Genomic DNA, 22,340 nt, shown 5'->3' with positions numbered 1-22,340 from the left:
GGCCATCCGGATTCTTCCCCGCCCAAGACTTCGGCATGGCGCCCTGAATGAATCCCGATAATCTCCGTGTTCTCTCTTGTCTCTGTAACCTCTGTGTCCTCTGTGGCAGAAAAAGGTTCGGGCTAGCGCACGGGGGCCGCGCACTCCATCCTGCCGCGCAGATACTCCACGAGGGCTTCCCGGGGCACCGTCTCCTGTTCGCCGCCCCCCTCACGCAGCGGCTTGACACCGATGGTACCCTCCGCGAGCTCCGACTCGCCGAGAATCAGGGCCAGCAGTGCGCCGCTGCGGTCCGCGCGCCTGATCTGAGCCTTGAAGCTCCCGCCGCCCCCGTTGACCACCAGGCGCAGGCCCGGAAGGGCGTCACGGAGCCGCTCTGCCACGCGCAGCCCTTCCGCGAGGGTGCCCTCGCCCGCCAGGACCAGATAGGCGTGGGGAACCGCGGCGGGCGGCAAGGTGCCCGCCGCCTCGATCATGGCGAGCAGGCGCTCCAGCCCCATGGCGAAACCCGCCGCCGGCGTGGCGCGGCCACCCAGTTGCTCCACCAGACCATCATATCGCCCTCCGGCGCACACGGTCCCCTGGGCCCCAAGGGTGTCGGTGATCCATTCGAACACGGTCCGGCAATAGTAATCGAGTCCGCGCACCAGCGCCGGATTCACCGTGAATCCGATGCCGGCGGCCTTCAGCAGCGTCTGCAGCTGTTCGAAATGCTCTCGGGATGCGGGATCCAGATGATCCAGCAGGCTCGGCGCGCTTCGTATCGCATCCCGCATGGCGGGGTTTTTGCTGTCCAGAACGCGCAGGGGGTTGGTGTGCAACCTGCGCCGCGCATCCTCGTCCAGCACCTTGGCATGGGACTCGAAGTGGCGCACCAGCCGTTCACGGTAAGCGGCACGCGCCTCGGCGGAGCCCAGGGAATTGATCTCCAGGCGCACATCGCGGATACCCAGCACCCGCCAGAGGCGCGCCGTCATGAGGATGAGCTCCGCATCCACATCCGGACCTTCCATGCCGAAGGTTTCCACGCCGATCTGGTGGAACTGCCGGTAACGGCCCTTCTGCGGGCGTTCGTGGCGGAACATGGGGCCCAGGTACCAGAGCCGCTGCTGCTGGTTGTGCAGGAATCCGTGCTCTATGCCGGCGCGTACGCAACCGGCCGTGCCCTCGGGCCGCAGGGTCAGGCTGTCGCCGTTGCGGTCCTCGAACGTGTACATTTCCTTCTCGACGATATCCGTGACCTCGCCGATAGAACGGGCGAACAGCTCCGTCTGCTCCACGATGGGCATGCGGATTTCCCGATAGCCGTAGCCGGACAACAGATCACGGGTGGTGGTTTCGAGATGCTGCCAACCGGCGCTGTCCTCGGGCAGCACGTCGTGCATGCCGCGGATGGATTGCAGGGTTTTTGCCATGTTGATGGGATCGCTTTCGGGTTCAGATATTATCGCGCGGCAGGGCACTCGCAGGACGGATCACCGGGACCGCTCCAGGACAAAGCGGGCCGTGTTGTCCGAGCGGGTGTGCGGCGATGGATCGTAGGCCTCGTCGTTGATTCGCACCCGAACACCCGGTGCGTTTCCCAGGAATACCCGGAACGGCGCCACGCCCGACACCCGGCGCTCGGTCCCGTCGCGCATCAGCCCCACCAGCAGGCGTGCGTCAGTGGCATCATGAATCTCCACCCAGGAGTCATCCACGAACGTCAGCGACAGGCTGTCCGCCCCGTCTCCGGCAGGCAGCAGCCCGTTCCCGGGGGGTTCGGGCTCGCTCTCCGCCACCGGCGGCTCCGGCTCGATATCGGGCGGGGCCTCTTCCACCGCTTCCGGCTCCAAGGCCTGCGCTTCCCGTTCGGGCTCCGGTTCCACGCCCCGGTCTCCGATCACGGGCGGCGGACCGATATCCTGCAACGGCTCGGCGCGGGGCTCCGGTTGCGCCTCATCGCCCGGCACGGTGACCGGCGGGTCTTCCCGCGTCGACAGGGGCGCCCGGTGGGGCTCCTCGAGAGTGATACGATCCGAACTGAGGCCCGGCAGCACCCGCACCTCGGCCTGTCGCTCGTACCAGCCGTAGGCGATGAGCACGACCACAGCCGCCAGGATCACGACGCCCAGCACATATGGCGCCCTGCGGTGTCCGCGCCGGGCCGCGGCAACCCCGGGGCCGGCGGTTACCGGCGGGGTGTCCAGCTTCGGCTCACGCACGCCCTGGGCGTCAAACGCCGCGATAAGGGGTTCCGGATCCAGGTCCAGGGCGCGGGCCGCAGCGCGTAGATAGCCCCGCACGTAGGCGGGTACCGGAAGCGCATCGAAACGATCCGTTTCCAGGGACTCGAGCATGGAGACATTCAGGTGCAGCCGGTCGGCCAGATCCTGCTGACTGAGTCCGGCCCGTTCCCGGGCTTCCCGAATACGGGCCCCCGGCCCGGCGATCACGTCGCGATCGGCAACCTCGTCAGTGCTGTGGATCCGCTCATCGGCCACGGCGTTCCAGCTCCAGCAACCGGGCTGTCTCGCGCGAATCCGGGAAGCGATCCTTCAGGCGCACAGCGCAGTTGCCCGCACCTTCGCGGTCGCGCAACTCCGTCTCCGCACGGAAGCAGAGCCACAGGGTCTCTGCGGTGTGCTCACGATGCTCGCGGAAGCGCTGCAGGTACGCGCGGGTCTGCAGGAAGCGTTCGTCGTTGAAGGTCAGGCGCGCCATCTCGAGCAGGGCGGGCGTGTAGTTCGCGTTGTTGTCCAGCGCACGGCGAAGAGACTCCTCTGCCTCCTTCGTTTGTCCGGCCTCCAGCAGACAGACGCCTGCGTTGGTCAGCGCATGCTCCGGTGTCGGGTAGTAGGGATTGGCCAGTGCATTCCTGAATGCATCCTGGGCTTCATCCAGACGCCCCGTCCCGCACAGGAAGGCGCCAAAGCTGTTCCAGGTAAAGGAATCATCGGGATCCAGTTCAACGGCGCGGCGGAAGGAACGCTCCGCCTCCCGTTCATTATTCAGCCGCACCTGAAGCATCGCGAAGGCACTGTGGGCCCGGGCATAGTCGGGCGCCATATCCAGGGCACGCGCGAGGTTGGTACGCGCCTGCTCCAGGTTGTTGTTGGCCAGGTAATGCAGGCCCAGGTCCACATTGATTTCGGCACCCTGGCGGGCTCGGTCACGGTCCTGCAATGTCGCCTGCGTGGCGCATCCGGCGAGAAATACCAGCGCCAGGCCGGCTACCAGCCAGTAACGGATCACGACATTCATGCGGGGCTCCCGGTACTTCCTTCCAACCGTGCGAACCGAAGTTCCCGGCGACTGCGATCAGCCACCTTGCCCACAAGCTGACCGCAGGCGGCGTCGATGTCGTCGCCCCGGGTCCGCCGGGTGATGGTCGTGTAGCCCGCTTGCGCGAGCATGTCCTGGAATCGCGCGATCGCGGCGTCGGAGGAACGACTGTAGCGCGTTTCCGGAAACGGGTTGAACGGAATCAGGTTCACCTTGCAGGGTACGTCGCGTAACAGCCGGATCAGCTCGCGCGCATGGGCCGGGCTGTCGTTGACGCCCTCCAGCATCACGTACTCGAAGGTGATGCGCTGGTGATGACGTTCCTCCCGCACATAGCGCCGGCAGGCGGCCAAAAGCTCCGCCACAGGATACTTGCGGTTGATGGGTACCAGCTGATCCCGCAGGGCGTCGTTGGGCGCGTGCAGACTGACGGCCAGGGCCACGTCCAGTGTCTTCTTTAGCCGATCCATGGCGGGCACGATACCCGAGGTACTCAATGTCACCCGCCGTTTGCTGAGCCCGTAGGCATTGTCGTCCAGCATCAGACGCATGGCATCCACCACCGCATCGAAGTTCAGCAGCGGTTCCCCCATGCCCATGAGCACAACGTTGCTCACCACCCGCGGCGGCGTCCTGCCGTCGGCCGCGGGCGCGGGCGTCAATCTGCGGTTGGCCAGCCACAACTGACCAATGATCTCGGCGCGGGTGAGATTGCGATTGAAACCCTGCCGAGCGGTGGAACAGAAGGTGCAGTCCAGAGCACATCCCACCTGGGAGGAGATGCACAGCGTACCCCGATCCTTCTCGGGAATGAACACCGTTTCAATGCAATTGCCGTCGTCCAGCCGCAGCAGCCACTTGTGAGTGCCATCGGAGGCGCCCTGATCGTAGACGACGTCCGGGGCGCGCACCTCGGCCATCAGAGCAAGCCGTTCGCGCAAAGTCTTGGACAGATCCGTCATCGCGGCAAAATCGGCGACGCCGTGCTGGTGAATCCATTTCATCACCTGCACAGCGCGAAAAGGCTTCTCCCCCATATCGGCGAAGAAGCCTTCGAGCTGTTGCCGGGTCATGCCCAGCAGATTGGACTTTGCGCTTTCCGTCATCTGACTCTCGTTATCCGCGCCCGCGGGCGCGGGCGCGGATGGTTTGCCCCGAACCGGGCCATCCGCCGATCAGCGGGTGCGTGCACAGATCTCGTCGGGTTTGAAGAAGAATTCGATCTCATTGCGCGCCGTCTCGGCGGCATCGGAACCATGCACCGCGTTCTCGTCAATGCTGCTGGCGAAATCCGCTCGGATGGTGCCCGGAGCCGCTTCCTTGGGATTGGTGGCGCCCATGATCTCGCGATTGCGTGCAACGGCGTTTTCGCCTTCCAGCACCTGAACCATGACCGGACCGCTGATCATGAAGTCGACCAGGTCCTTGAAGAAGGGGCGCTCCCTGTGCACGGCATAAAAGCCTTCGGCCTGCTCACGGCTCAGGTGCAGCATGCGCGCGGCGACGATGCGCAGGCCGGCCTTCTCGAAGCGGGCATAGATATCGCCGATCACGTTCTTGGCGACAGCGTCGGGCTTGATGATGGAAAGCGTACGTTCGACGGACATTCAGGGAAACTCCGTATAGATTGTGATCTGGGGTTGAAATGGCGCAAACCCGCGTAATGGCGCGGGTTTGCGGTAATGCGACTGGCGGATATCCGGTTACAAACCGCGTGCACCTTCCACCATGCTAACCCCCCATTCTACTCGCCCATCCTGATACTGGCAACGAAAGCAGGGATATAGACGGGCAGCCGTGAAAGGGGACGGGTCAACAGTGTCTCAATCCTCGTCCTTCTCGCCCATCCAGGCCAGTTGGACGGCTTCCAGGATACGTTCGCCACAGTGGGCGGGATCATCATCGAATTCGGGCAAAGCCATGATCCAGTTGCGCAGGTCCACGAAATTCACGTGCCTGGGGTCCACTTCGGGATGCGCCTCGTCGAGGGCGATGGCGATATCCAGGGTGTCAGTCCACTTCATGCGTCTTCCTCCGGAACTCAGTGATTCTCCGAGACCTGGTTGATGGTATAGCGGGGCAGCTCCACCACCAGATCCGAGTCCTGAACCTGCGCCTGGCAGGAGAGGCGCGACTCGGGTTCAAGACCCCAGGCCTTGTCCAGCATATCCTCCTCATCCTCGCTGGGGTCCTCCAGCGATTCTCCGCCTTCCCGCACGTAGACGTGGCAGGTGGTGCAGGCACAGGATTTCTCGCAGGCATGCTCGATCTCGATGCCGTTGGCGAGCGCGGCATCGCAGATGGTAGTGCCGGTGGGCACCTCGATAACGGCCCCCTCGGGGCAGATGTCCGCATGAGGGAGGAAGATGATCTGGGGCATCAGGTTCTGTTGTCCTTGAGTTTCGGCTTGAATGACTGTTACTGGAATTCCTCGACCCGGTGACCGGCCATGGCCTTGCGGATGCTGGAGTCCATGCGCCGTGCGACGAATCCCTCGCTGGCCTTCTCGACGGTCCGGATTGCCTGCCTGATGGCTTCGTAATCACCGTCGCGCCGGGCCGCCACCAGTTTCGCACGGGCCTGATCGATGGCCTTGCGTTCCGCCGCCTCCAAGAGGGTGTCGCCGTCGGCCTCCAATGCCGCGTCCAGGGCCTCGATGACCCGGTCGGCCTCCACCTGCTGCTCGCGCAGCCGCCGGGCCTCCATGTCCTCCTGGGCGTGGCTCATGGAATCGCGGAGCATGGTTTCGATCTCCACATCGGTGAGACCGTAGGACGGCTTCACCTCAACGCCGGCATGGGCACCGCTGGTCTGCTCCACGGCGGTGACGCTGAGCAGCCCGTCGGCATCCACCTGGAAGGTCACCTCGATGCGCGCGGCGCCGGCGACCATGGGGGGTATCTCCCGCAGGATAAACCGGGCAAGCGAGCGGTTGTGATCCACCACGTCCCGCTCGCCCTGGACCACGTGCAGGGACATGGCCGTCTGGCCGTCCTTGAAGGTGGTGAACTCCTGGGCGCGGGCCACGGGTATGGTGGTATTACGCGGGATGATGTGCTCCACCAGTCCGCCCATGGTTTCAATACCCAGCGACAACGGAATCACATCCAGCAGCAGCATCTCGTCGTTGGGTTTGTTGCCGGCCAGCACATCCGCCTGCAACGCCGCCCCCACTGCCACCACCCGGTCCGGATCGATGTCCACATGGGGCTCGCGCCCGAAGAACTCCGCCACCCGGCTGCGCACACGGGGCACCCGGGTGGATCCACCCACCATGATCACTTCCATCACCTCATCGGCCTTCACCCCCGCATCGCGCAGGGCGCGGCGGCAGGCCGCCAGGGTCTTGTTGATGAGCGGATCGATGAGGCAGTTCATCTGCTCACAGGTCATGCAGCCGTTCCAGACCTTTTCGCCGGACATCCGGATGCGCAACTCGGCCTCGTCGCTGTCGGTGAGCGCCTCCTTGGCCGCACAGGCATCCATCATCAACTGACGCATGCGCCCGTGGTCGGATTCACCGCCCATCCCGGCTTCCTGCATGATCCACTCGGCGATGGCCCGGTCGAAGTCGTCACCGCCGAGCGCGCTGTCGCCCCCCGTGGAAAGCACCTGGAACACACCCCGCGACAGGCGAAGAATGGAAATATCGAAGGTGCCGCCGCCAAGGTCGTAGACGGCGATCACGCCTTCCTGTCCCTTGTCCAGGCCGTAGGCGATGGCCGCGGCGGTGGGCTCGTTGAGCAGGCGGAACACGTTGAGGCCCGCCAGCGTCGCGGCGTCCTTGGTGGCCTGGCGCTGCGCGTCATCGAAATACGCGGGCACGGTGATGACCGCACCCGTGAGTTCGCCACCCAGGCTGTCCTCGGCGCGCACGCGCAGGGTCCGAAGGATCTCGGCGGATACCTCCACGGGCGTGACATCGCCGGCCGCCGTGCGGATGCGGGGCACGCCTCCCTCGCCCTCCACGAACTCATAGGGCACGTGGCCGTCGAGGGTCTTGAGGTCATTCACCCCCCGGCCCATGAGGCGCTTCACCGACGCAATGGTGTTGAGCGGATCCAGCGCGGCACGGCGCCTGGCCTCGTGGCCCACCTCAACGCCCTCACGCGTGTAATGCACCACCGAGGGAAGGATGTGACGGCCTTCGCTGTCGGACAGGGTTTCTGCCACCCCGTTTCGCACCGTAGCCACCAGGGAATTCGTCGTGCCCAGGTCGATCCCCACCGCGAGCCGATGCTCGTGGGGATTGGTGGACATGCCGGGTTCGGAGATCTGCAAAAGCGCCATGGAAGTCCTGTGTGAACAATACCTTATGAATAGCTGGCGGTTACCGGGACACGACTGCCGCGAAATGGCTCAGACGAGGTCGTCTTCCAGGCGCTCCGCCGTGCGCAGCGCCTCGTCGCGAAGCTTGTCGTAAAAACGCATCTTGATCACCAGTGCCTTGGCCTCGTCCAGCCGCCCCCCGGTAAATGCCGTCTCGAACGCCCTGCTCAGCGTACTGCTGTGCGCCTCTATATCGGCACTCAACGCGTCGATGCGCGCCAGCGGGTCGGGGGCGTCCGCCGCCTCTTCCAGGGCCTCGCGCAATTCCATCTGTTCCATCAGGAACTCCGGGTCGCTGGCCGTATCGCGTTCATCGTCGAACTCGATGCCCTGCAGTATCAGCAGGTATCGCGCCCTGCGCGTGTCGTCCTTCAGGGTGGAGTAGGCCTCGTTGATCCACGCCGACCCCTGCACGGCAAGGCGGCGCTCCTGATCGCCCGTCTGCGCAAAACGATCCGGATGCAACCTGCCCTGCAGCTGTCGATAGGCCGCATCCAGGGCCGCCCTGTCCAGGTGGAAGGACACCGGCAGACCCATGAGTTCGAAATGGTTCTGATTGAAATCCAGGTTCACGGGGATGACCGGCGCCCGGGGCGCCTCAGACGCTGAAGCTCTCGCCGCAACCGCAACGGTCCTTCTCGTTGGGATTCTTGAACTTGAAGCCCTCGTTGAGGCCCTCACGGGCGAAATCCAGTTCAGTGCCGTCCAGATACACCAGGCTCTTGGGATTGACGATCACCTTGACGCCCTTGTCCTCGAACACGGTATCGCCCTCTTCCAGCTCGTCGGCGAACTCGATGACGTAGGCCATTCCCGAACAGCCGGTGGTCCTCACGCCCACACGCAGGCCGACGCCCTTGCCGCGCTTGGCAAGGAAGGTCTTGACGCGGTCAGCGGCTGTGTCTGTCAGTGTGATGGACATGGCAACTCCTATAGGGTCGTGCGTCTCTCATCAGGCAAACAGGCTCAGGCGCTCTGTTTGGCCGGCTCCTCGTTGTCGGACTTCTTTCTGAAGTCCGCGATGGCCGCCTTGATGGCGTCCTCGGCCAGCACCGAACAGTGAATCTTCACCGGCGGCAACGCCAGCTCCTCGGCAATCTGCGTGTTCTTGATCTCACCGGCCTCCTCCAGCGTCTTGCCCTTCACCCACTCCGTGAGCAGACTCGAACTGGCAATCGCCGAACCGCATCCATAGGTCTTGAACTTCGCATCCTCGATCACTCCCTGATCATTGACCTTGATCTGAAGCTTCATCACGTCCCCACACGCCGGCGCACCCACCATACCGGTGCCCACCGACGGGTCCGCCTTGTCCATGGCACCCACATTGCGCGGATTCTCATAATGCTCCAGTACCTTGTCACTGTATGCCATACATTACCTCCAGGTCTTTCCTTGTGCCCTCCCCGCAACAGGGGAGGACGAATGATCTTTATCTACCAATGGCAAGTCTCAAGTGGCAAGAAAGTTCCTTGAAACTTGCCACAGCGCATCAGTGCGCCGCCCATTCAATGCTCTTGAGATCCACACCCTCCTGGTACATCTCCCACAACGGCGAGAGCTCGCGCAACTTCGCCACCGCATGCTTGACCAGATCCACCGTGTAGTCCACCTCCTCGACCGTCGTGTAACGCCCCAGGGTGAAACGGATCGAACTGTGCGCCAACTCGTCATCCCGACCCAGCGCTCGCAGCACATAACTCGGCTCAAGACTCGCACTCGTGCACGCCGAACCCGAACTCACCGCAATGTCCTTCAACGCCATGATCAGACTCTCGCCCTCGACAAAATTGAACGACACATTCAGATTGCCCGCAATGCGACGCTCCAGATCACCGTTGAGATATACCTCCTCCATGTCCGAGAGACCCGACCACAAACGGTCCCGAAGCATGCGAATGCGCTCGGACTCCGATCCCATCTCCTCGCGCGCAATGCGAAACGCCTCGCCCATGCCCACAATCTGGTGCGGCGCAAGCGTGCCCGAACGCATGCCGCGCTCGTGACCGCCTCCGTGCATCTGCGCCTCAATGCGCACACGCGGCTTCCTGCGCACGTACAACGCACCGATACCCTTCGGACCATAACTCTTGTGCGCCGAAAAACTCATCAGATCCACCGGCAACCTCGACAGATCAATCGCCACCTTGCCCGTGGACTGCGCCGCATCCACGTGAAACAACACCTTGCGCTCGCGCGCAATCGCTCCGATCGCCTCAATGTCCTGAATCACGCCGATCTCGTTGTTTACATGCATCACTGAGAGCAGCACCGTGTCATCTCGAAGCGCAGACCTCAATACCTCCAGATCCAGCAACCCGTCAGGGCCTACATCCAGATACGTCACCTCGAACCCCTCGCGCTCCAACTGACGACACGTATCGAGCACCGCCTTGTGCTCGGTCTTGACCGTGACAATATGACGGCCCTTCTTCTGGTAGAAATGCGCCGCACCCTTGATCGCCAGGTTGTCCGCCTCGGTCGCTCCACTGGTCCAGACAATCTCGCGCGGGTCCGCACCCACCAACTCGGCCACCTGGGCACGCGCACCCTCCACCGCCTTCTCCGCATCCCAGCCAAAGGCATGCGAACGCGACGCCGGATTGCCAAACAACCCATCCCGCGTCAGATAACGCGACATCTGCTCCGCTACTCGCTCGTCAACAGGCGTCGTCGCCGAATAATCCAGATAGATGGGTAACTTCAGATCAGTCACTGCATACTCCTCGCGATTTTGAATTCCTGGTTGCCGGACCACCGCGCGCCACTTCAGTCCACGCGGCTGGTTTCCGGACGGCGCATCACCACACGCTGCGCGGTGCCCCGATCCTGCCGGGCCGCAACCTCCTGCACGCCGTTTCGGGCCATCACATCCGCCAGGGTGATATCGGTGAGAAACCGGCGGATCTGGTCACTCAGATCGGTCCACAGATCATGGGTCAGGCAGCGCTGATTGTTGTGGCAATCCGCCGTGCCCCCGCAACGGGTGGTATCCACCTTCTCGTCCACCGCAGAGATCACATCCGCAATGGGTGTATCGGAGGCGGGCCGGCTGAGGGTGTAGCCGCCGCCCGGCCCCCGGGTACTGACCACCAGACCCTGCTTGCGCAGGCGCGCAAACAGTTGCTCCAGGTAGGAGAGTGAGATACCCTGCCTTTTTGAGATGTCCGCAAGGGAAATGGGGCCATTCTCGTTGTGAATCGCCAGATCCAGCATGGCGGTCACTGCGTAGCGGCCCTTGGTTGTCAGTCTCATGTGCTGGTGCCTCCGTCCTCGATCAGTCCGCCCGGACCTGCTCTGCCCGAGGCATCGCAAGTCGCACTTGTTGGATCTTAACAATAACCTAGCAAAAAGATCAAGTATTACCCCCGCCGGTTTTCCGCGCCCGGATATCGTCCTCCGCGTCACCGCCCATCTCGTCCTCCAGGCCTTCCATGTCACTGGCATCCAGTTCAGGGATGCTGGAGTCGTCCACATCCGCACCCAGTTCCTTCAAAGCGTGGCAGTTCTGATCCACGCGCCGGTCCAGGGTGTGCAAGTGGTCCAGGATGCGATTGATGGCATTGGCAACCGGGTCAGGCATCTCCTTGGACAGCCCGTAGGCGTCGAAACCTATGCGTTCGGCCATGGCCTCGCGGCGCGCCTCATCCACCGTGCGCTTGCTGATCACCCGGCCCGGAATGCCCACCACGGTGGCCCCGGCAGGCACGTCCTTGAGCACCACGGCGTTGGAACCCACGCGTGCATCGTCCCCCACGTGCAGCGGTCCGAGAATCTTGGCGCCCGCCCCCACCACCACCCGGTTGCCCAGTGTTGGGTGGCGTTTGCCCTGTTTCCAGCTGGTGCCACCCAGGGTCACGCCGTGATACAGGGTGCAATCCTCGCCGATCTCCGCCGTCTCCCCGATCACGACCCCCATGCCGTGATCAATGAAGAAGCGCCGGCCTATGCGTGCCCCCGGATGAATCTCGATCCCTGTCAGCCAACGGCCCAGGTTGGAGAAGATGCGCGCCAGCCAGCACAGGCGCCAGCGCCACAGGCGGTGGCTGAAGCGGTGCATGAGCACCGCGTGCACGCCCGGGTAGGTGGTGAGCACCTCGAAGGCGTTGCGGGCCGCCGGGTCGCGGTCGAACACGCAGCGAATGTCTTCCCTGATGCGGTCAAACATGGATTTGTCCATTCATGGCATGAATATCCGAGTAATGTACTAAGTTATTATACGCAAGCCGCAGGCGCTTGACAGGCCGGTCACCGGCGCGGCCCCTTCCCGGCCGCGGTCAGGATACCGCGCAGGATATTGATCTCGTTGACCGACGGCGTGGACCGGCCGAACAGGCGGCGAAGCCGCCGCATGAGATGCCGGGGATTGTCCGGATCCAGGAAATCCAGCCGGATCAGGGTGTCCTCCAGATGCGTGTAGAACCCTTCGAGCGCGTCGGCGGTGGCCGGCCGATCCTCCGGCGGCAGATCGTCTGCCGGAGATTTCGGACCCGTCCGCGCCAGGGCTGCCAGCCGCAATTCATAACTGAGCACCTGAACGGCGGCCGCCAGGTTCAGGGAGCTGTAGGCCTCGTCCGCCGGAATGGTCACCAGCGCCCTGCAACGGTCCAGTTCCTCGTTGCTGAGTCCGCTCTGTTCACGCCCGAACAGAAGCGCCACCGGGCCGCCGGCCGCCGCTTCCACAAGGGCCTCGGCCCCTCCGCGCGGGCTCAGTTCCGGCCAGCGCAGGCTGCGTTGCCGCGCACTGGTGCCGAGCACCAGCCCGCAACCGGCCAGCGCCTCGTCCAGCTGCCGGTACACCGGCACATGCGCCAGCATGTCATCGGCCCCGGACGCCATGGCGGTCGCCTCGGCGCTGGGGTAGCGCACCGGGTTCACCAGGCGCAGGTCCGACAGGCCCATGGTCTTCATGGCTCGTGCGCTGGCGCCGATGTTTCCCGGATGCGATGTGCCGACCAGGATGATTCTCGTCTGTTTGAGCAGATTCATGAATCCGAGCTTGTACGGGGACGGTGCGGTTGTGTATCGTTCGCGGTCTTGAAAGCCTGCGGGCCCTGGCCTCGGTGTCGGGCGCTCTTTTCCAGATCCGTTTCGGGGTTCTCCCATGCAGCCGATGCTCAACATCGCGATCAAGGCCGCGCGTGCCGCGGGCCAGGTCATTGTCCGTCACATGGGCCGCCTGGACTCGCTGACCGTGCAGGACAAGCGGCCCAACGACTTCGTGAGCGAGGTGGATCACCTGGCCGAGCGGGAGATTATACGCGTGATCCACCGTGCGTACCCGGATCACGGCATCCTGGCGGAGGAAAGCGGCGCTCAGGGCAGCAGCGACTACCAGTGGATCATCGACCCCCTGGACGGCACCACCAACTTCCTGCACGACTTTCCCCAGTTCGCCGTGTCCATTGCCCTGCGCCACCAGGGGCGCCTGGAGCAGGCGGTGGTCTATGACCCCGTCAAGGAAGAACTGTTTTCGGCGTCCCGAGGCGCCGGCGCCACGCTGAACAACCGGCGCATTCGCGTCACCGGCCTCAAGGACCTGAACGGCGCGTTGCTGGGCACGGGCATCCCGTTTCGCGAGGACCAGGATCTGGACGCCTACCTGAAGGGTCTGCGGGCCATGCTCCCCGGTACCGCCGGGGTGCGCCGGGCGGGCTCCGCCGCCCTGGATCTGGCCTACGTGGCCGCCGGACGTCTGGATGGCTTCTGGGAATACGGTCTCAACATCTGGGACATGGCCGCCGGGGCACTGCTGGTCCAGGAGGCCGGCGGCCTGGTGGGCGACCCCAGGGGCGGTGCCGATGCGCTGGCCAGCGGCGATGTGGTCGCTGCCGGACCCAAGCTCTACAAGGCCATGGTGCAACGCCTGGCCCAAGCGCGGTAACGGCGATTCAATATTCAATATCCAGGATTCAAAGGGGCCCGGTCCCGGTGACTAAGTATTGACCATTGAATCGGTTTTGCGCCCTTGCGCATTCATCGGCTTGTGTTGTAGAAAGACTCAACCCGGGTCGACACCCGGGTGTTTCCACGCCCGGACGGCACCTTGAACACCATCAAAACGACAACAGCCGTCCACCGAGGCAAACCCGGGGGAGGGTCCGATGACACGAGTGAGTCTGAGCCTGCTGGCGCCACCACTGGCCGTCAGCCGCTATAGCTGCGCGAGTTGCTGTGCAGCGCCGATCGGCGTGTTCTGGATAGCGGGGATCGCCAGCCTTGTGTACGGGGGGCTCGGGGGGCCGCTGCGTTCCGGCTCGGTGGGCTGGTCCGTGGTGGGGCTGGGCATTGTGCTCTGGATCGCCGCTACCGCGTGGGCCCTGCTTACCATCCAGAGCGTCGAAGATGGCAAGCAGCGCCAGAGTCAGAACAGGCGGCGGGGGGAATACCCGACGTCGCCGGAAGCAGGGGCTGACTCGGACGAGAGCGACCCCCTGGAAGAAGTCCGCCGTCTGCGCCGGGAAAACTGACCTGCCCGGCGGGTCGGCCTTACGGCCGTTCCTCGCCGGCCGGGGCCGTCTCCTCCCCCTCTTTCTTCACCGGCAGCATCACCGTACGGTCCACACCCATGACCAGGGCCAGCGCGGCCGCGATGTAGATGGACGAGTAGGTGCCCACCAGGACGCCGATGATCAGCGCCAGGGCGAAGTTGTTGATCACCGCCCCGCCAAGGAAGAACAGTGCCAGCAGCACCAGGAGCGTGGTGCCGCTGGTGATGATGGTGCGCGAGAGCATCTGGTTCACTGATTTGTTCATCACGGCTTCCGCGTGCTCCTTGCGCAGCTTGCGGAAGTTCTCCCGGATTCGGTCATAGACCACGATGGTGTCGTTGAGCGAATAGCCGATCACCGCGAGGATGGCCGCCAGCACCGACAGATCGAACTCCGCCTGGATCAGGGAGAAGATCCCCAGGGTGATCAGCACGTCGTGCACCAGCGCCAGCACGGAACCCACCGAGAATCGCCATTCAAAGCGCAGGGCCACGTAGATCAGGATGCCGAACATGGCATAGAGCATGGCCAGTCCGCCCTGTTCGCGCAGCTCCTCGCCCACCTGAGGCCCCACGAACTCCACGCGCCGCAGATCGATGTCCGTGCCCGGGCCCGCCCCCAGGACCCGGATCACCTCGGTGGACAGCTCGGCGGAGTCCTCACCCTCCCGGGGCGCCAGGCGGATGAGGATGTCCTGGGATGTGCCGAAATACTGCACGATCGCCCGGCCGTATCCCCCGGACTCCAGCTGCTCGCGCACTTCCTCCAGGGCCACCGGCTCCGGATAGCCCACCTCGATGACCGTCCCGCCGGTGAAGTCGATGCCGAAGTTGAGCCCCCGGGTGGCCAGCAGCAGGATGGAGCCGAGGATCAGGATCGCCGAGATGACCAGCGCGATACGGCGCCGGCCCATGAAATCGATATTTGCATTCGCAAAATTCAGCATGGAACGTACTCCGCGTCAGATGGCCAGCGCCTGGAGGCGGCGTCTGCGGCCATAGACGAGATTGATGATGCTCCGGGTCACCATGATCGCGGTGAACATGGACACCAGGATCCCGATGGACAGCGTGATGGCGAAGCCCTTGATGGGACCGGTACCGAACATGAACAGCACCAGCGCGGCGATCAGCGTGGTGATGTTGGCGTCCACAATGGTGGAAAGGGCACGGGCGTAACCGGAGGAGATGGCCGCCTGCGGGGAGTTGCCGTTTCGCAGTTCCTCCCGTATGCGCTCGAAGATGAGCACATTGGCATCCACCGCGATGCCCACGGTGAGCACGATGCCCGCGATACCAGGCAGCGTCAGCGTCGCCTGGAGCATCGACAACACCGACACGATCAGCACCAGATTGAGGGCCAGCGCCAGGTTGGCCACCAGACCGAAGACCCGGTAGTAAAGGCCCATGAACACGAGCACCAGGATGAACCCGATCACCACCGAGTTGAATCCGCGTTCGATGTTGTCCCGGCCGAGGCTCGGCCCCACGGTCCGTTCCTCGACGATCATCATGGGCGCGGCCAGGGCGCCGGCGCGCAGCAGGAGCGCCAGGTTGCGGGCCTCGCGGGTACTTTCGAGTCCGGTGATCTGGAAGCGACGACCCAGCTGATCCTGGATCCGGGCCACGTTGATGACCTCTTCGGTGCGCGTGGTGCGCCGCACCATTTCACCGTCTTCCTCGACGGTCTCCGTCTTGGTCTCGATGAACACCGTGCCCATGAGTCTGCCGATATTCTCGCCGGTCACCCGGCTGAAGATCCGCGCGCCCTGGGCATCCAGGTTGATGAATACGGCCGGCCCTCCGGTATCCTGGGCGATACCCGAGGAGGCGTCGGTGATGTAGTCGCCGGTGAGCATCACCTGGCGGCGCAGCAGCACGGGGCTGCCGTCACGTTCCCGGTACAGGCGCGAGCCCGACGGCGTGCGGCCGGTGGCCTGGGCCTCGTAAGGGTCGTTGTCCTCGTCCACCAGCCGGAATTCGAGGGTCGCCGTGGCGCCCAGGATCTCCTTGGCCCGGGCCGTGTCCTGCACGCCGGGCAGCTGCACGACGATGCGGTCCTCGCCCTGCTGCTGGACGATGGGTTCGGAGACACCCAGTTCGTCCACCCGGTTCCTCAGGGTGGTGATGTTCTGCTGCAGAGCCAGGCGGCGCTGGTCGGTCAGGTTCTCCTGGCTGAGCGTCGCCGAGAGGATCGCCGTCTCGCCCACCTGGGACGTGCTGAAGTTCAGGTCGCCCCGATACTCGCGACGCAGGAAATCATAGGCCTGATCGCGGTCCTGTGCGTCCCGGAAACGCACGCTGACCCCGTCGCTCTCCCGTTCCACGCTCAGGTAGCGGATGCGCTCGTCACGCAGCAGGGTGCGGAACTCGCCCACGTAACGCTCATGGGCCGCGGTGGTGACCGCGTCCATGTCCACTTCCATGAGAAAATGCACGCCGCCACGCAGGTCCAGCCCCAGGGACATGGGGCGCGCGTTGACCACGTCCAGCCAGTTCGGAGTCGCAGGCGCCAGGCTCAGGGCCACGACGTTGTTGGTGCCCACCAGCGCCGTTCGCAGCAGATCCGCCGCCTGAAGCTGATCATCCGTGCTGTCGAAGCGCAGCAGCACCTGCCGACCGTCGTACTCCAGTCCCGTCCGGGTCGTGAGGCCACGCGCGGCGAGCACCGCCTCCACCTGACGGCGGGTCGCCTCGTCCACCTCGTCCGTGGCGGAATTGGAGATCTGCACCGCCGGATCCTCGGGGAACACGTTGGGAAACGCATACAGGGCGCCCACCAGCACGACGGCGACGATGAGCACGTACTTCCAAAGCGGATACTGATTGAGCATGGGGCGTCCGGGGAACTGTCAGAACGGGTACGGGCAGAAACAGGTGACGGTCAGATGCCCTTGAGCGTGCCCTTGGGCATCACGGCGGTCACGGCCTGGCGCTGTACAGTGACCTGCACGCCTTCGGCAAGTTCGACACGAATGAAGTTCTCGTCGAGTTCCGTCACCCGTCCGAGCAGTCCGCCGGCGGTGACCACCTCGTCACCCTTGGACAGACCTTCCACGAGCGCCTTGTGTTCCTTGGCCCGTCTGGTCTGGGGGCGAATGATAAGGAAATACATGATCGCGAAGAACACCGCGATCATGATCAGGAAATCGATGCCGAGCCCGCCCTGGCCCTGCCCGCTCTGGGCTGCGGCATCCGCGATGAAGAAATTCATGTGCTGGACTCCTCTGTCTATGGGACGTACTTGAACCGGCTTTTGGGCCGCGCGCCCGGGCCCGCCTCAGGCAAAGGCCGGTATTATGGCACAGACGCCGCCGGTTGCGAGCGCAGGCGGTGGAACTCCGCCACCCAGGCGTCCAGGCCGCCGGCGGCGATGGCCTCGCGCATCTCCCGCATGAGGGTCTGGTAGTAGTGCAGATTGTGAATGGTGGCGAGCCGCGCACCCAGGATTTCGTTGCACTTTTCCAGGTGCTTGAGATAGGCCCGGGAGTAGTTTCTGCATGCATAGCATGTACAGCCGGGATCGATGGGGCCGGTATCGTCCCGGTAACGGCTGTTGCGGATGCGCATCACGCCTTCCCGCGTGTACAGGAAACCGTTGCGCGCATTGCGCGTGGGGATCACGCAGTCGAACATGTCGACACCCCGGCGCACCGCCTCCACCAGGTCCTCGGGCTTGCCGACCCCCATCAGGTAACGGGGCCGGTCGCCGGGCATCTCCGGCAGGAGCGCATCCAGCACCTGATGCCGCTCGGCCATGCCCTCGCCCACGCTGAGCCCCCCGATGGCGTAGCCGTCGAATCCCACGACCCGAAGCCCCTCCAGTGAACGGCGGCGAAGGCCCGGATACATGCCCCCCTGGACGATGCCGAACAGGGCCGAAGGGCTGTCACCATGGGCCTCCCGGGAGCGGGCGGCCCAGCGCAGCGACAACTCCATGGACGCCCGGGCCTCCTCCTCCGTGGCCGGGTACGGGGTGCACTCGTCAAAGATCATGACGATATCCGCGCCCAGGGCCCGCTGCACCGCCATGGAGCGCTCGGGGGTGAGCAGGATCTCCGCGCCGTCCACCGGCGACCGGAACTTGACGCCTTCCTCCGTGATCTTGCGCAGTTCCGCCAGGGAAAATACCTGAAAACCCCCTGAGTCCGTCAGAATCGGGCGCTCCCAGTGCATGAAATCATGCAGGTCCCCGTGGGCCTGTATCACCTCCGTACCGGGGCGGAGCATGAGGTGAAACGTATTGCCCAGGATGATCTCGGCGCCGGTCTCCTCCAGCTCCTCCGGCGTCATCGCCTTGACGGTGCCGTAAGTCCCCACGGGCATGAATGCCGGCGTCTCCACGGTCCCCCGCGCAAACGTGAGCCGCCCCCGCCGCGCGGCACCGTCAGTCGAAATCAGATCAAACCGCATGATTCAGCAACCCGCCTTCCCTTTGAAATCCCGTGCCACTGCCCCGATCCACATGGCATCCCCGTAGCTGAAGAACCGGTAACGCCGGGCCACCGCATGGCGATACGCGTTCATGACGGGACCATGGCCGGCAAAGGCGCACACCAGCATCAGCAGGGTGGATTCCGGCAAATGGAAATTGGTGATCAGGGCATCCACCACCCGGAATTCATAGCCGGGGCTGATGAACAGACGCGTATCCCCGGTGAAGGGCCGCAGTATGCCCGACGCGGCGGCGGACTCAAGGCTGCGCACGGCCGTGGTGCCCACTGCCACCACCCGTCCGCCCCGCGCACGGCAGGCCGCCACCTGTTCGCAGACCTGCCGGCTGACCTCCATCCACTCGGAGTGCATCTCGTGGCGGTCCGGATCCTCCGCCCGCACCGGCTGGAAGGTGCCGGCCCCCACGTGCAGCGTCACCCGGGCCGTCTCCACGCCCCGGGCACTGATCTGCTCCATGATGCCTTCGTCAAAGTGCAGGCCGGCCGTGGGCGCGGCCACGGCCCCCGGTCGGGCGGCGAATACGGTCTGATACCGGCTGCGATCCTCGGGCGTGTCGGAACGCTCGATGTAGGGCGGCAAGGGCATGTGCCCGTGACGCTCGAGCAGTTGCAGCGCCTCCGCCTCCCCATAAAAGCACAGCCGAAACAGGTCCCCTTCACGCCCTTCCACCCGGGCCTCGACCGCCTCCTCGAGCCACAACACCACCCCCTCGGCGGGGGACTTGCTCGCCCGCACATGGGCCAGCACCCGGTGCGCGTCCAGCACCCGCTCCACCAGGACTTCCACCCGGCCGCCCGTGTCCCGCTTGCGGCCCAGGAGCCGCGCGGGGATGACCCGGGTGTCGTTGAATACCAGCAGGTCCCCGGGGTGAAGCAGCGCCGGCAGGTCCCGGAACAACCGATCCGCCAGCGCCCCCGATTCCCGATCGAGGCACAGCAGGCGGGAAGCCGAGCGTTCGGCCAGGGGACGCTGGGCAATCAGTTCCCGGGGCAGATCATAGTGGAAGTCGCTCAATCGCATGGCGCGCGATGTTAACAGAAGCCGCCGCACGGGGCGCCCGGACCGGCCGTCCGGGACGAACGGCCGGACGCGGCCGGGGAACCATGCCGGCGAAGGGGCATGGCATTGCGACCCGTAACACCGCCCATAATACATTCTCTTATTAAGGGTTTGCGGGCAACCTGTCTTTCACATGCTAGTTTCTGCTTAGTGCCGTCGCATCCATCACACCATCAGGGCTGGGCTCCGCATGCTCCGATTCGAACACGAGGGATGGCATGGCGATCCGACCCGGCCCCGGGTCTGTCTCCTTCGGGGACGTCACCCATGAACGAATCCACCGCCACTTGCACGAGCAAGCGCCGGTTGCACATTCGCCCGGTGCGTGACGCCCTGATCTCGGGCACCGTGGTGTTTCTCGCCGCACTGATCCCCGGCCTGATCCTCTACGCGGGTGATCAGGCACGGATCGCCTCCCTCCGCGAAACATGGTCGATCACCCTGGGCATTGCATTCCTGTTCAGCCTGTTCGCGGGATCCGCGGTCTTTGTCGCGCGTCGAAGAGCCATGGACCGGAACAACGGGCTGGAGAAACTCGCCCTGGTCCCCGCCCGGATCTCAAGCAGCGTGCTCATCGCCGATCCGCAGGCCCGCATCGAATGGGTCAATGACGCCTTCACCCGGATCACCGGGTACACAATGGATGAGGCGCTCGGGAAACGGCCCGACCAGTTGCTGCACGGTCCGGACACGGACCCGGCCACGGTCGCCTTCATGTTCGAGCAACTTCGAAGGGGTCAGGATTTCAACAGCGAACTCATCACCTACAGCAAATCAGGCCGACGCCACTGCTCGGCAATCGAGGTGCACGCAATCCACGATGAATCCGGTATCGTCACAAGGTTCGTTTCCATCGAGACCGACATCACGGCCCGCAAGCACGCCGAGGAAGCGTTGCTCCTGTTGCGGGAACGCTTCGACCTGATCAGCCAGGCCACCCGGGACGGGATCTGGGATTACGACCTCACCACGGGTGAACTCTGGTGGAACGATAACCTGAAGGTCGCCTTCGGCTATGACCCCGATCAGATCGGTGCGAGGTTCCACTGGTGGAAGGATCTCGTTCATCCCGACGACCGCGACCAGGCAGTCGACAAGGTGCGCGGGGCGGTGCACGGCGGTGATCGCTCATGGGCCGTCGAGTACCGCTTCCGTCGAGCTGACGGCGCCTACGTTCATCTGCTCGACCGGGCCCACATCATCCGGAATGCCGCCGGGGTCCCCACCCGGTTCGTGGGCGCCCTGGTTGACCTGACCGAGCAGGTGCGTAACGCGGAGCAGATCGCTTTCCAGAAGGCGCTGCTCCAAGCACAGACCGAGGCGTCCCGGGACGGCATCCTCGTCGTCGACAATGACCGGCGGATCCTCAGTTACAACCGCCGGTTCGTGGCCATGTGGGGCATTCCCGAGCCCGTGCTGGCAACCGGCGAGGATCATCAGGTCCTGCAGACGGTCCTGGACAATCTCGTTGACCCCGCGGCGTTCCTTGAACGGGTCGAAGGGCTGTACAAGGACCCGAACTGGACGGCCTCGGACGAGATCAGCCTGCGGGACGGCCGGACCTTCGATCGGTACAGCGCACCGGTTCATGGGCAGGATGGGGAACACTACGGACGCGTGTGGTTCTTCCGGGACATCACCGAGCGCAGGCGATACCAGGACAGGCTCGAAAAGGACAGGATCATCATCGAGAACAGCAATACCGTGTTGTTTCGCTGGCGGGTGGAGCCGGGCTGGCCGCTGGATCTGGTGTCGGACAACGTCCGGCAGTTCGGCTATTCGGCCGAGGATCTGCAGGAAGGGATGACCACGTATGACGCGATGATCCATCCGGACGATCTTGAGCGCGTCTCCGCCGAGGTCAAGACCCATTATGAGGCCGATGCGGATTCGTTCGAGCAGGAGTATCGCATCGTCTGCGCCGACGGCCGGGTACGCTGGGTGTACGCGCGCACCGTGGTGGAGCGGGACACGGACGGTCAGGCCCATCACTTCCAGAGCGTCGTCATGGACATCACGGAGCGCAAGGAGGCCGAGGAGAAGATCCGTGTCCTCGCCACCACCGATGAGCTGACCGGCATCGCCAACCGCAGGGAACTCACCCGCATACTGGAGCACGAGATCGATCGCGCACGAAGGTACGGCACCCCCCTGTCGCTGATCATGTATGACCTTGACCGCTTCAAGAAGGTGAACGACACCTTCGGCCATGGAGTGGGCGACGAGGTGTTGAAGGACGTGGTCAGACTGGTCACCGCGAACATCCGGAATATCGACGTCGCAGCGCGTTGGGGCGGGGAGGAGTTCATGGTGCTGCTGCCCCAGTCCGATCTGGCCGCGGCGGCGAAGGTGGCGGAGAAGGTGCGCCGGACCATCGAGGACTTCCGGTTCGACCGCGTGGGCACCGTCACGGCCAGTTTCGGCGTATCGGAGCTTGCGCCTGACGACGATCCGGATTCGCTGCTGAACCGGGTCGACAAGGCGCTTTACCGGGCAAAGGACCGAGGGCGAAACCGCGTCGCGTGCGCACAACGCTGACATCGCAAGGCAAGCGCGACGGTTGAAACGGCCCAGATGGTTTCAGTTCGACGTGTCCCCGGGCCACGCCCGCTCCGGGAATCGTCGCGACAGCCCCCTGTTGCACGTGCACCGAGCCTTCCATGGCGAGAAACAAGCAGAGGAACTTATCTCAAGATATTGATTTTATTGGTGCCGGGAGCGAGAATCGAACTCGCACTCTGTT

Annotated in this window: 23 protein-coding genes; 3 read left to right on the top strand and 20 right to left on the bottom strand. The window is 64.3% G+C overall.

All coding sequences use genetic code 11. The features are described 5' to 3' along the window. Positions 1–122 precede the first annotated feature (122 nt). From hisS to THITHI_RS0102175, 15 genes are all read right to left on the bottom strand, one after another. A complete protein-coding gene (gene hisS, locus THITHI_RS0102245; RefSeq protein WP_026185984.1) occupies positions 123–1,415 on the bottom strand; it encodes a histidine--tRNA ligase in 1,293 nt (430 codons plus the stop codon). 60 nt (positions 1,416–1,475) lie between these two features. Beyond that, on the bottom strand, positions 1,476–2,483 hold the full coding sequence (locus THITHI_RS0102240) for a helix-turn-helix domain-containing protein (protein WP_018231443.1): 1,008 nt from the start codon (positions 2,481–2,483) through the stop codon (positions 1,476–1,478). Further along, a complete protein-coding gene (gene pilW / locus THITHI_RS0102235) occupies positions 2,473–3,243 on the bottom strand; it encodes a type IV pilus biogenesis/stability protein PilW (protein ID WP_018231442.1) in 771 nt (256 codons plus the stop codon). The genes THITHI_RS0102240 and pilW overlap by 11 nt, the downstream gene beginning before the upstream one ends. Continuing rightward, the gene (locus tag THITHI_RS0102230) at positions 3,240–4,370 is read right to left on the bottom strand and encodes a bifunctional tRNA (adenosine(37)-C2)-methyltransferase TrmG/ribosomal RNA large subunit methyltransferase RlmN (RefSeq protein WP_018231441.1); all 1,131 of its coding nucleotides are present in this window, start codon (positions 4,368–4,370) and stop codon (positions 3,240–3,242) included. The genes pilW and THITHI_RS0102230 overlap by 4 nt, the downstream gene beginning before the upstream one ends. Before the next feature lie 69 nt (positions 4,371–4,439). Continuing rightward, positions 4,440–4,871, bottom strand: coding sequence for a nucleoside-diphosphate kinase (gene ndk / locus THITHI_RS0102225; RefSeq protein WP_018231440.1), 432 nt, complete (start codon positions 4,869–4,871; stop codon positions 4,440–4,442). A gap of 216 nt (positions 4,872–5,087) precedes the next feature. After that, positions 5,088–5,288 carry a Fe-S cluster assembly protein IscX gene (iscX, locus tag THITHI_RS0102220; RefSeq protein ID WP_018231439.1) on the bottom strand — a complete coding sequence of 67 codons (201 nt, stop codon included), beginning with the start codon at positions 5,286–5,288 and terminating at the stop codon, positions 5,088–5,090. 17 nt (positions 5,289–5,305) lie between these two features. Next, positions 5,306–5,644 (bottom strand): ISC system 2Fe-2S type ferredoxin, encoded by a 339-nt coding sequence (gene fdx / locus THITHI_RS0102215; protein WP_018231438.1) that lies wholly within the window; start codon positions 5,642–5,644, stop codon positions 5,306–5,308. A gap of 38 nt (positions 5,645–5,682) precedes the next feature. Continuing rightward, on the bottom strand, positions 5,683–7,554 hold the full coding sequence (gene hscA, locus THITHI_RS0102210) for a Fe-S protein assembly chaperone HscA (protein WP_018231437.1): 1,872 nt from the start codon (positions 7,552–7,554) through the stop codon (positions 5,683–5,685). Positions 7,555–7,623: 69 nt separating this feature from the next. Beyond that, complete coding sequence (gene hscB, locus THITHI_RS0102205; protein ID WP_018231436.1) at positions 7,624–8,166, bottom strand: Fe-S protein assembly co-chaperone HscB; 543 nt, start codon at positions 8,164–8,166, stop codon at positions 7,624–7,626. A gap of 25 nt (positions 8,167–8,191) precedes the next feature. Beyond that, positions 8,192–8,515 carry an iron-sulfur cluster assembly protein IscA gene (gene iscA / locus THITHI_RS0102200; RefSeq protein WP_018231435.1) on the bottom strand — a complete coding sequence of 108 codons (324 nt, stop codon included), beginning with the start codon at positions 8,513–8,515 and terminating at the stop codon, positions 8,192–8,194. 44 nt (positions 8,516–8,559) lie between these two features. Then, complete coding sequence (gene iscU, locus THITHI_RS0102195) at positions 8,560–8,967, bottom strand: Fe-S cluster assembly scaffold IscU (RefSeq protein ID WP_018231434.1); 408 nt, start codon at positions 8,965–8,967, stop codon at positions 8,560–8,562. A gap of 118 nt (positions 8,968–9,085) precedes the next feature. Further along, complete coding sequence (locus THITHI_RS0102190) at positions 9,086–10,309, bottom strand: IscS subfamily cysteine desulfurase (protein WP_026185983.1); 1,224 nt, start codon at positions 10,307–10,309, stop codon at positions 9,086–9,088. Positions 10,310–10,362: 53 nt separating this feature from the next. Continuing rightward, positions 10,363–10,848, bottom strand: coding sequence for a Fe-S cluster assembly transcription factor (locus tag THITHI_RS0102185; protein ID WP_018231432.1), 486 nt, complete (start codon positions 10,846–10,848; stop codon positions 10,363–10,365). 100 nt (positions 10,849–10,948) lie between these two features. Then, the gene (cysE, locus tag THITHI_RS0102180; RefSeq protein WP_018231431.1) at positions 10,949–11,761 is read right to left on the bottom strand and encodes a serine O-acetyltransferase; all 813 of its coding nucleotides are present in this window, start codon (positions 11,759–11,761) and stop codon (positions 10,949–10,951) included. An 80-nt stretch (positions 11,762–11,841) separates the two neighbouring features. Next, positions 11,842–12,582 carry an RNA methyltransferase gene (locus THITHI_RS0102175; RefSeq protein ID WP_018231430.1) on the bottom strand — a complete coding sequence of 247 codons (741 nt, stop codon included), beginning with the start codon at positions 12,580–12,582 and terminating at the stop codon, positions 11,842–11,844. 115 nt (positions 12,583–12,697) lie between these two features. Between THITHI_RS0102175 and THITHI_RS0102170 the strand changes: the two genes are divergently transcribed. Both THITHI_RS0102170 and THITHI_RS0102165 read left to right on the top strand, forming a co-directional pair. Beyond that, positions 12,698–13,477, top strand: coding sequence for an inositol monophosphatase family protein (locus THITHI_RS0102170; RefSeq protein ID WP_026185981.1), 780 nt, complete (start codon positions 12,698–12,700; stop codon positions 13,475–13,477). A 220-nt stretch (positions 13,478–13,697) separates the two neighbouring features. Continuing rightward, complete coding sequence (locus THITHI_RS0102165) at positions 13,698–14,063, top strand: hypothetical protein (RefSeq protein ID WP_018231428.1); 366 nt, start codon at positions 13,698–13,700, stop codon at positions 14,061–14,063. A gap of 19 nt (positions 14,064–14,082) precedes the next feature. Here the strand turns inward: THITHI_RS0102165 and secF are convergent, their stop codons facing one another. From secF to queA, 5 genes are all read right to left on the bottom strand, one after another. Then, positions 14,083–15,030 (bottom strand): protein translocase subunit SecF, encoded by a 948-nt coding sequence (gene secF, locus THITHI_RS0102160; RefSeq protein ID WP_018231427.1) that lies wholly within the window; start codon positions 15,028–15,030, stop codon positions 14,083–14,085. A 15-nt stretch (positions 15,031–15,045) separates the two neighbouring features. Next, positions 15,046–16,917 carry a protein translocase subunit SecD gene (gene secD, locus THITHI_RS0102155; protein WP_018231426.1) on the bottom strand — a complete coding sequence of 624 codons (1,872 nt, stop codon included), beginning with the start codon at positions 16,915–16,917 and terminating at the stop codon, positions 15,046–15,048. A gap of 50 nt (positions 16,918–16,967) precedes the next feature. Next, complete coding sequence (yajC, locus tag THITHI_RS0102150; RefSeq protein WP_018231425.1) at positions 16,968–17,297, bottom strand: preprotein translocase subunit YajC; 330 nt, start codon at positions 17,295–17,297, stop codon at positions 16,968–16,970. 83 nt (positions 17,298–17,380) lie between these two features. Beyond that, a complete protein-coding gene (tgt, locus tag THITHI_RS0102145; protein ID WP_018231424.1) occupies positions 17,381–18,496 on the bottom strand; it encodes a tRNA guanosine(34) transglycosylase Tgt in 1,116 nt (371 codons plus the stop codon). Between the two features lie 3 nt (positions 18,497–18,499). Continuing rightward, positions 18,500–19,558, bottom strand: coding sequence for a tRNA preQ1(34) S-adenosylmethionine ribosyltransferase-isomerase QueA (gene queA / locus THITHI_RS0102140; protein ID WP_026185980.1), 1,059 nt, complete (start codon positions 19,556–19,558; stop codon positions 18,500–18,502). A gap of 306 nt (positions 19,559–19,864) precedes the next feature. Here queA and THITHI_RS0102135 point away from each other — a divergent pair, with 306 nt between their 5' ends. Then, positions 19,865–22,135, top strand: coding sequence for a PAS domain S-box protein (locus tag THITHI_RS0102135; protein ID WP_026185979.1), 2,271 nt, complete (start codon positions 19,865–19,867; stop codon positions 22,133–22,135). The last annotated feature ends 205 nt before the right edge of the window (positions 22,136–22,340 follow it).

It is taken from the genome of Thioalkalivibrio thiocyanodenitrificans ARhD 1 (assembly GCF_000378965.1).
Lineage (GTDB): Bacteria > Pseudomonadota > Gammaproteobacteria > Ectothiorhodospirales > Ectothiorhodospiraceae > Thioalkalivibrio_A > Thioalkalivibrio_A thiocyanodenitrificans.
This window is presented reverse-complemented; position numbering and strand designations above follow the sequence as displayed.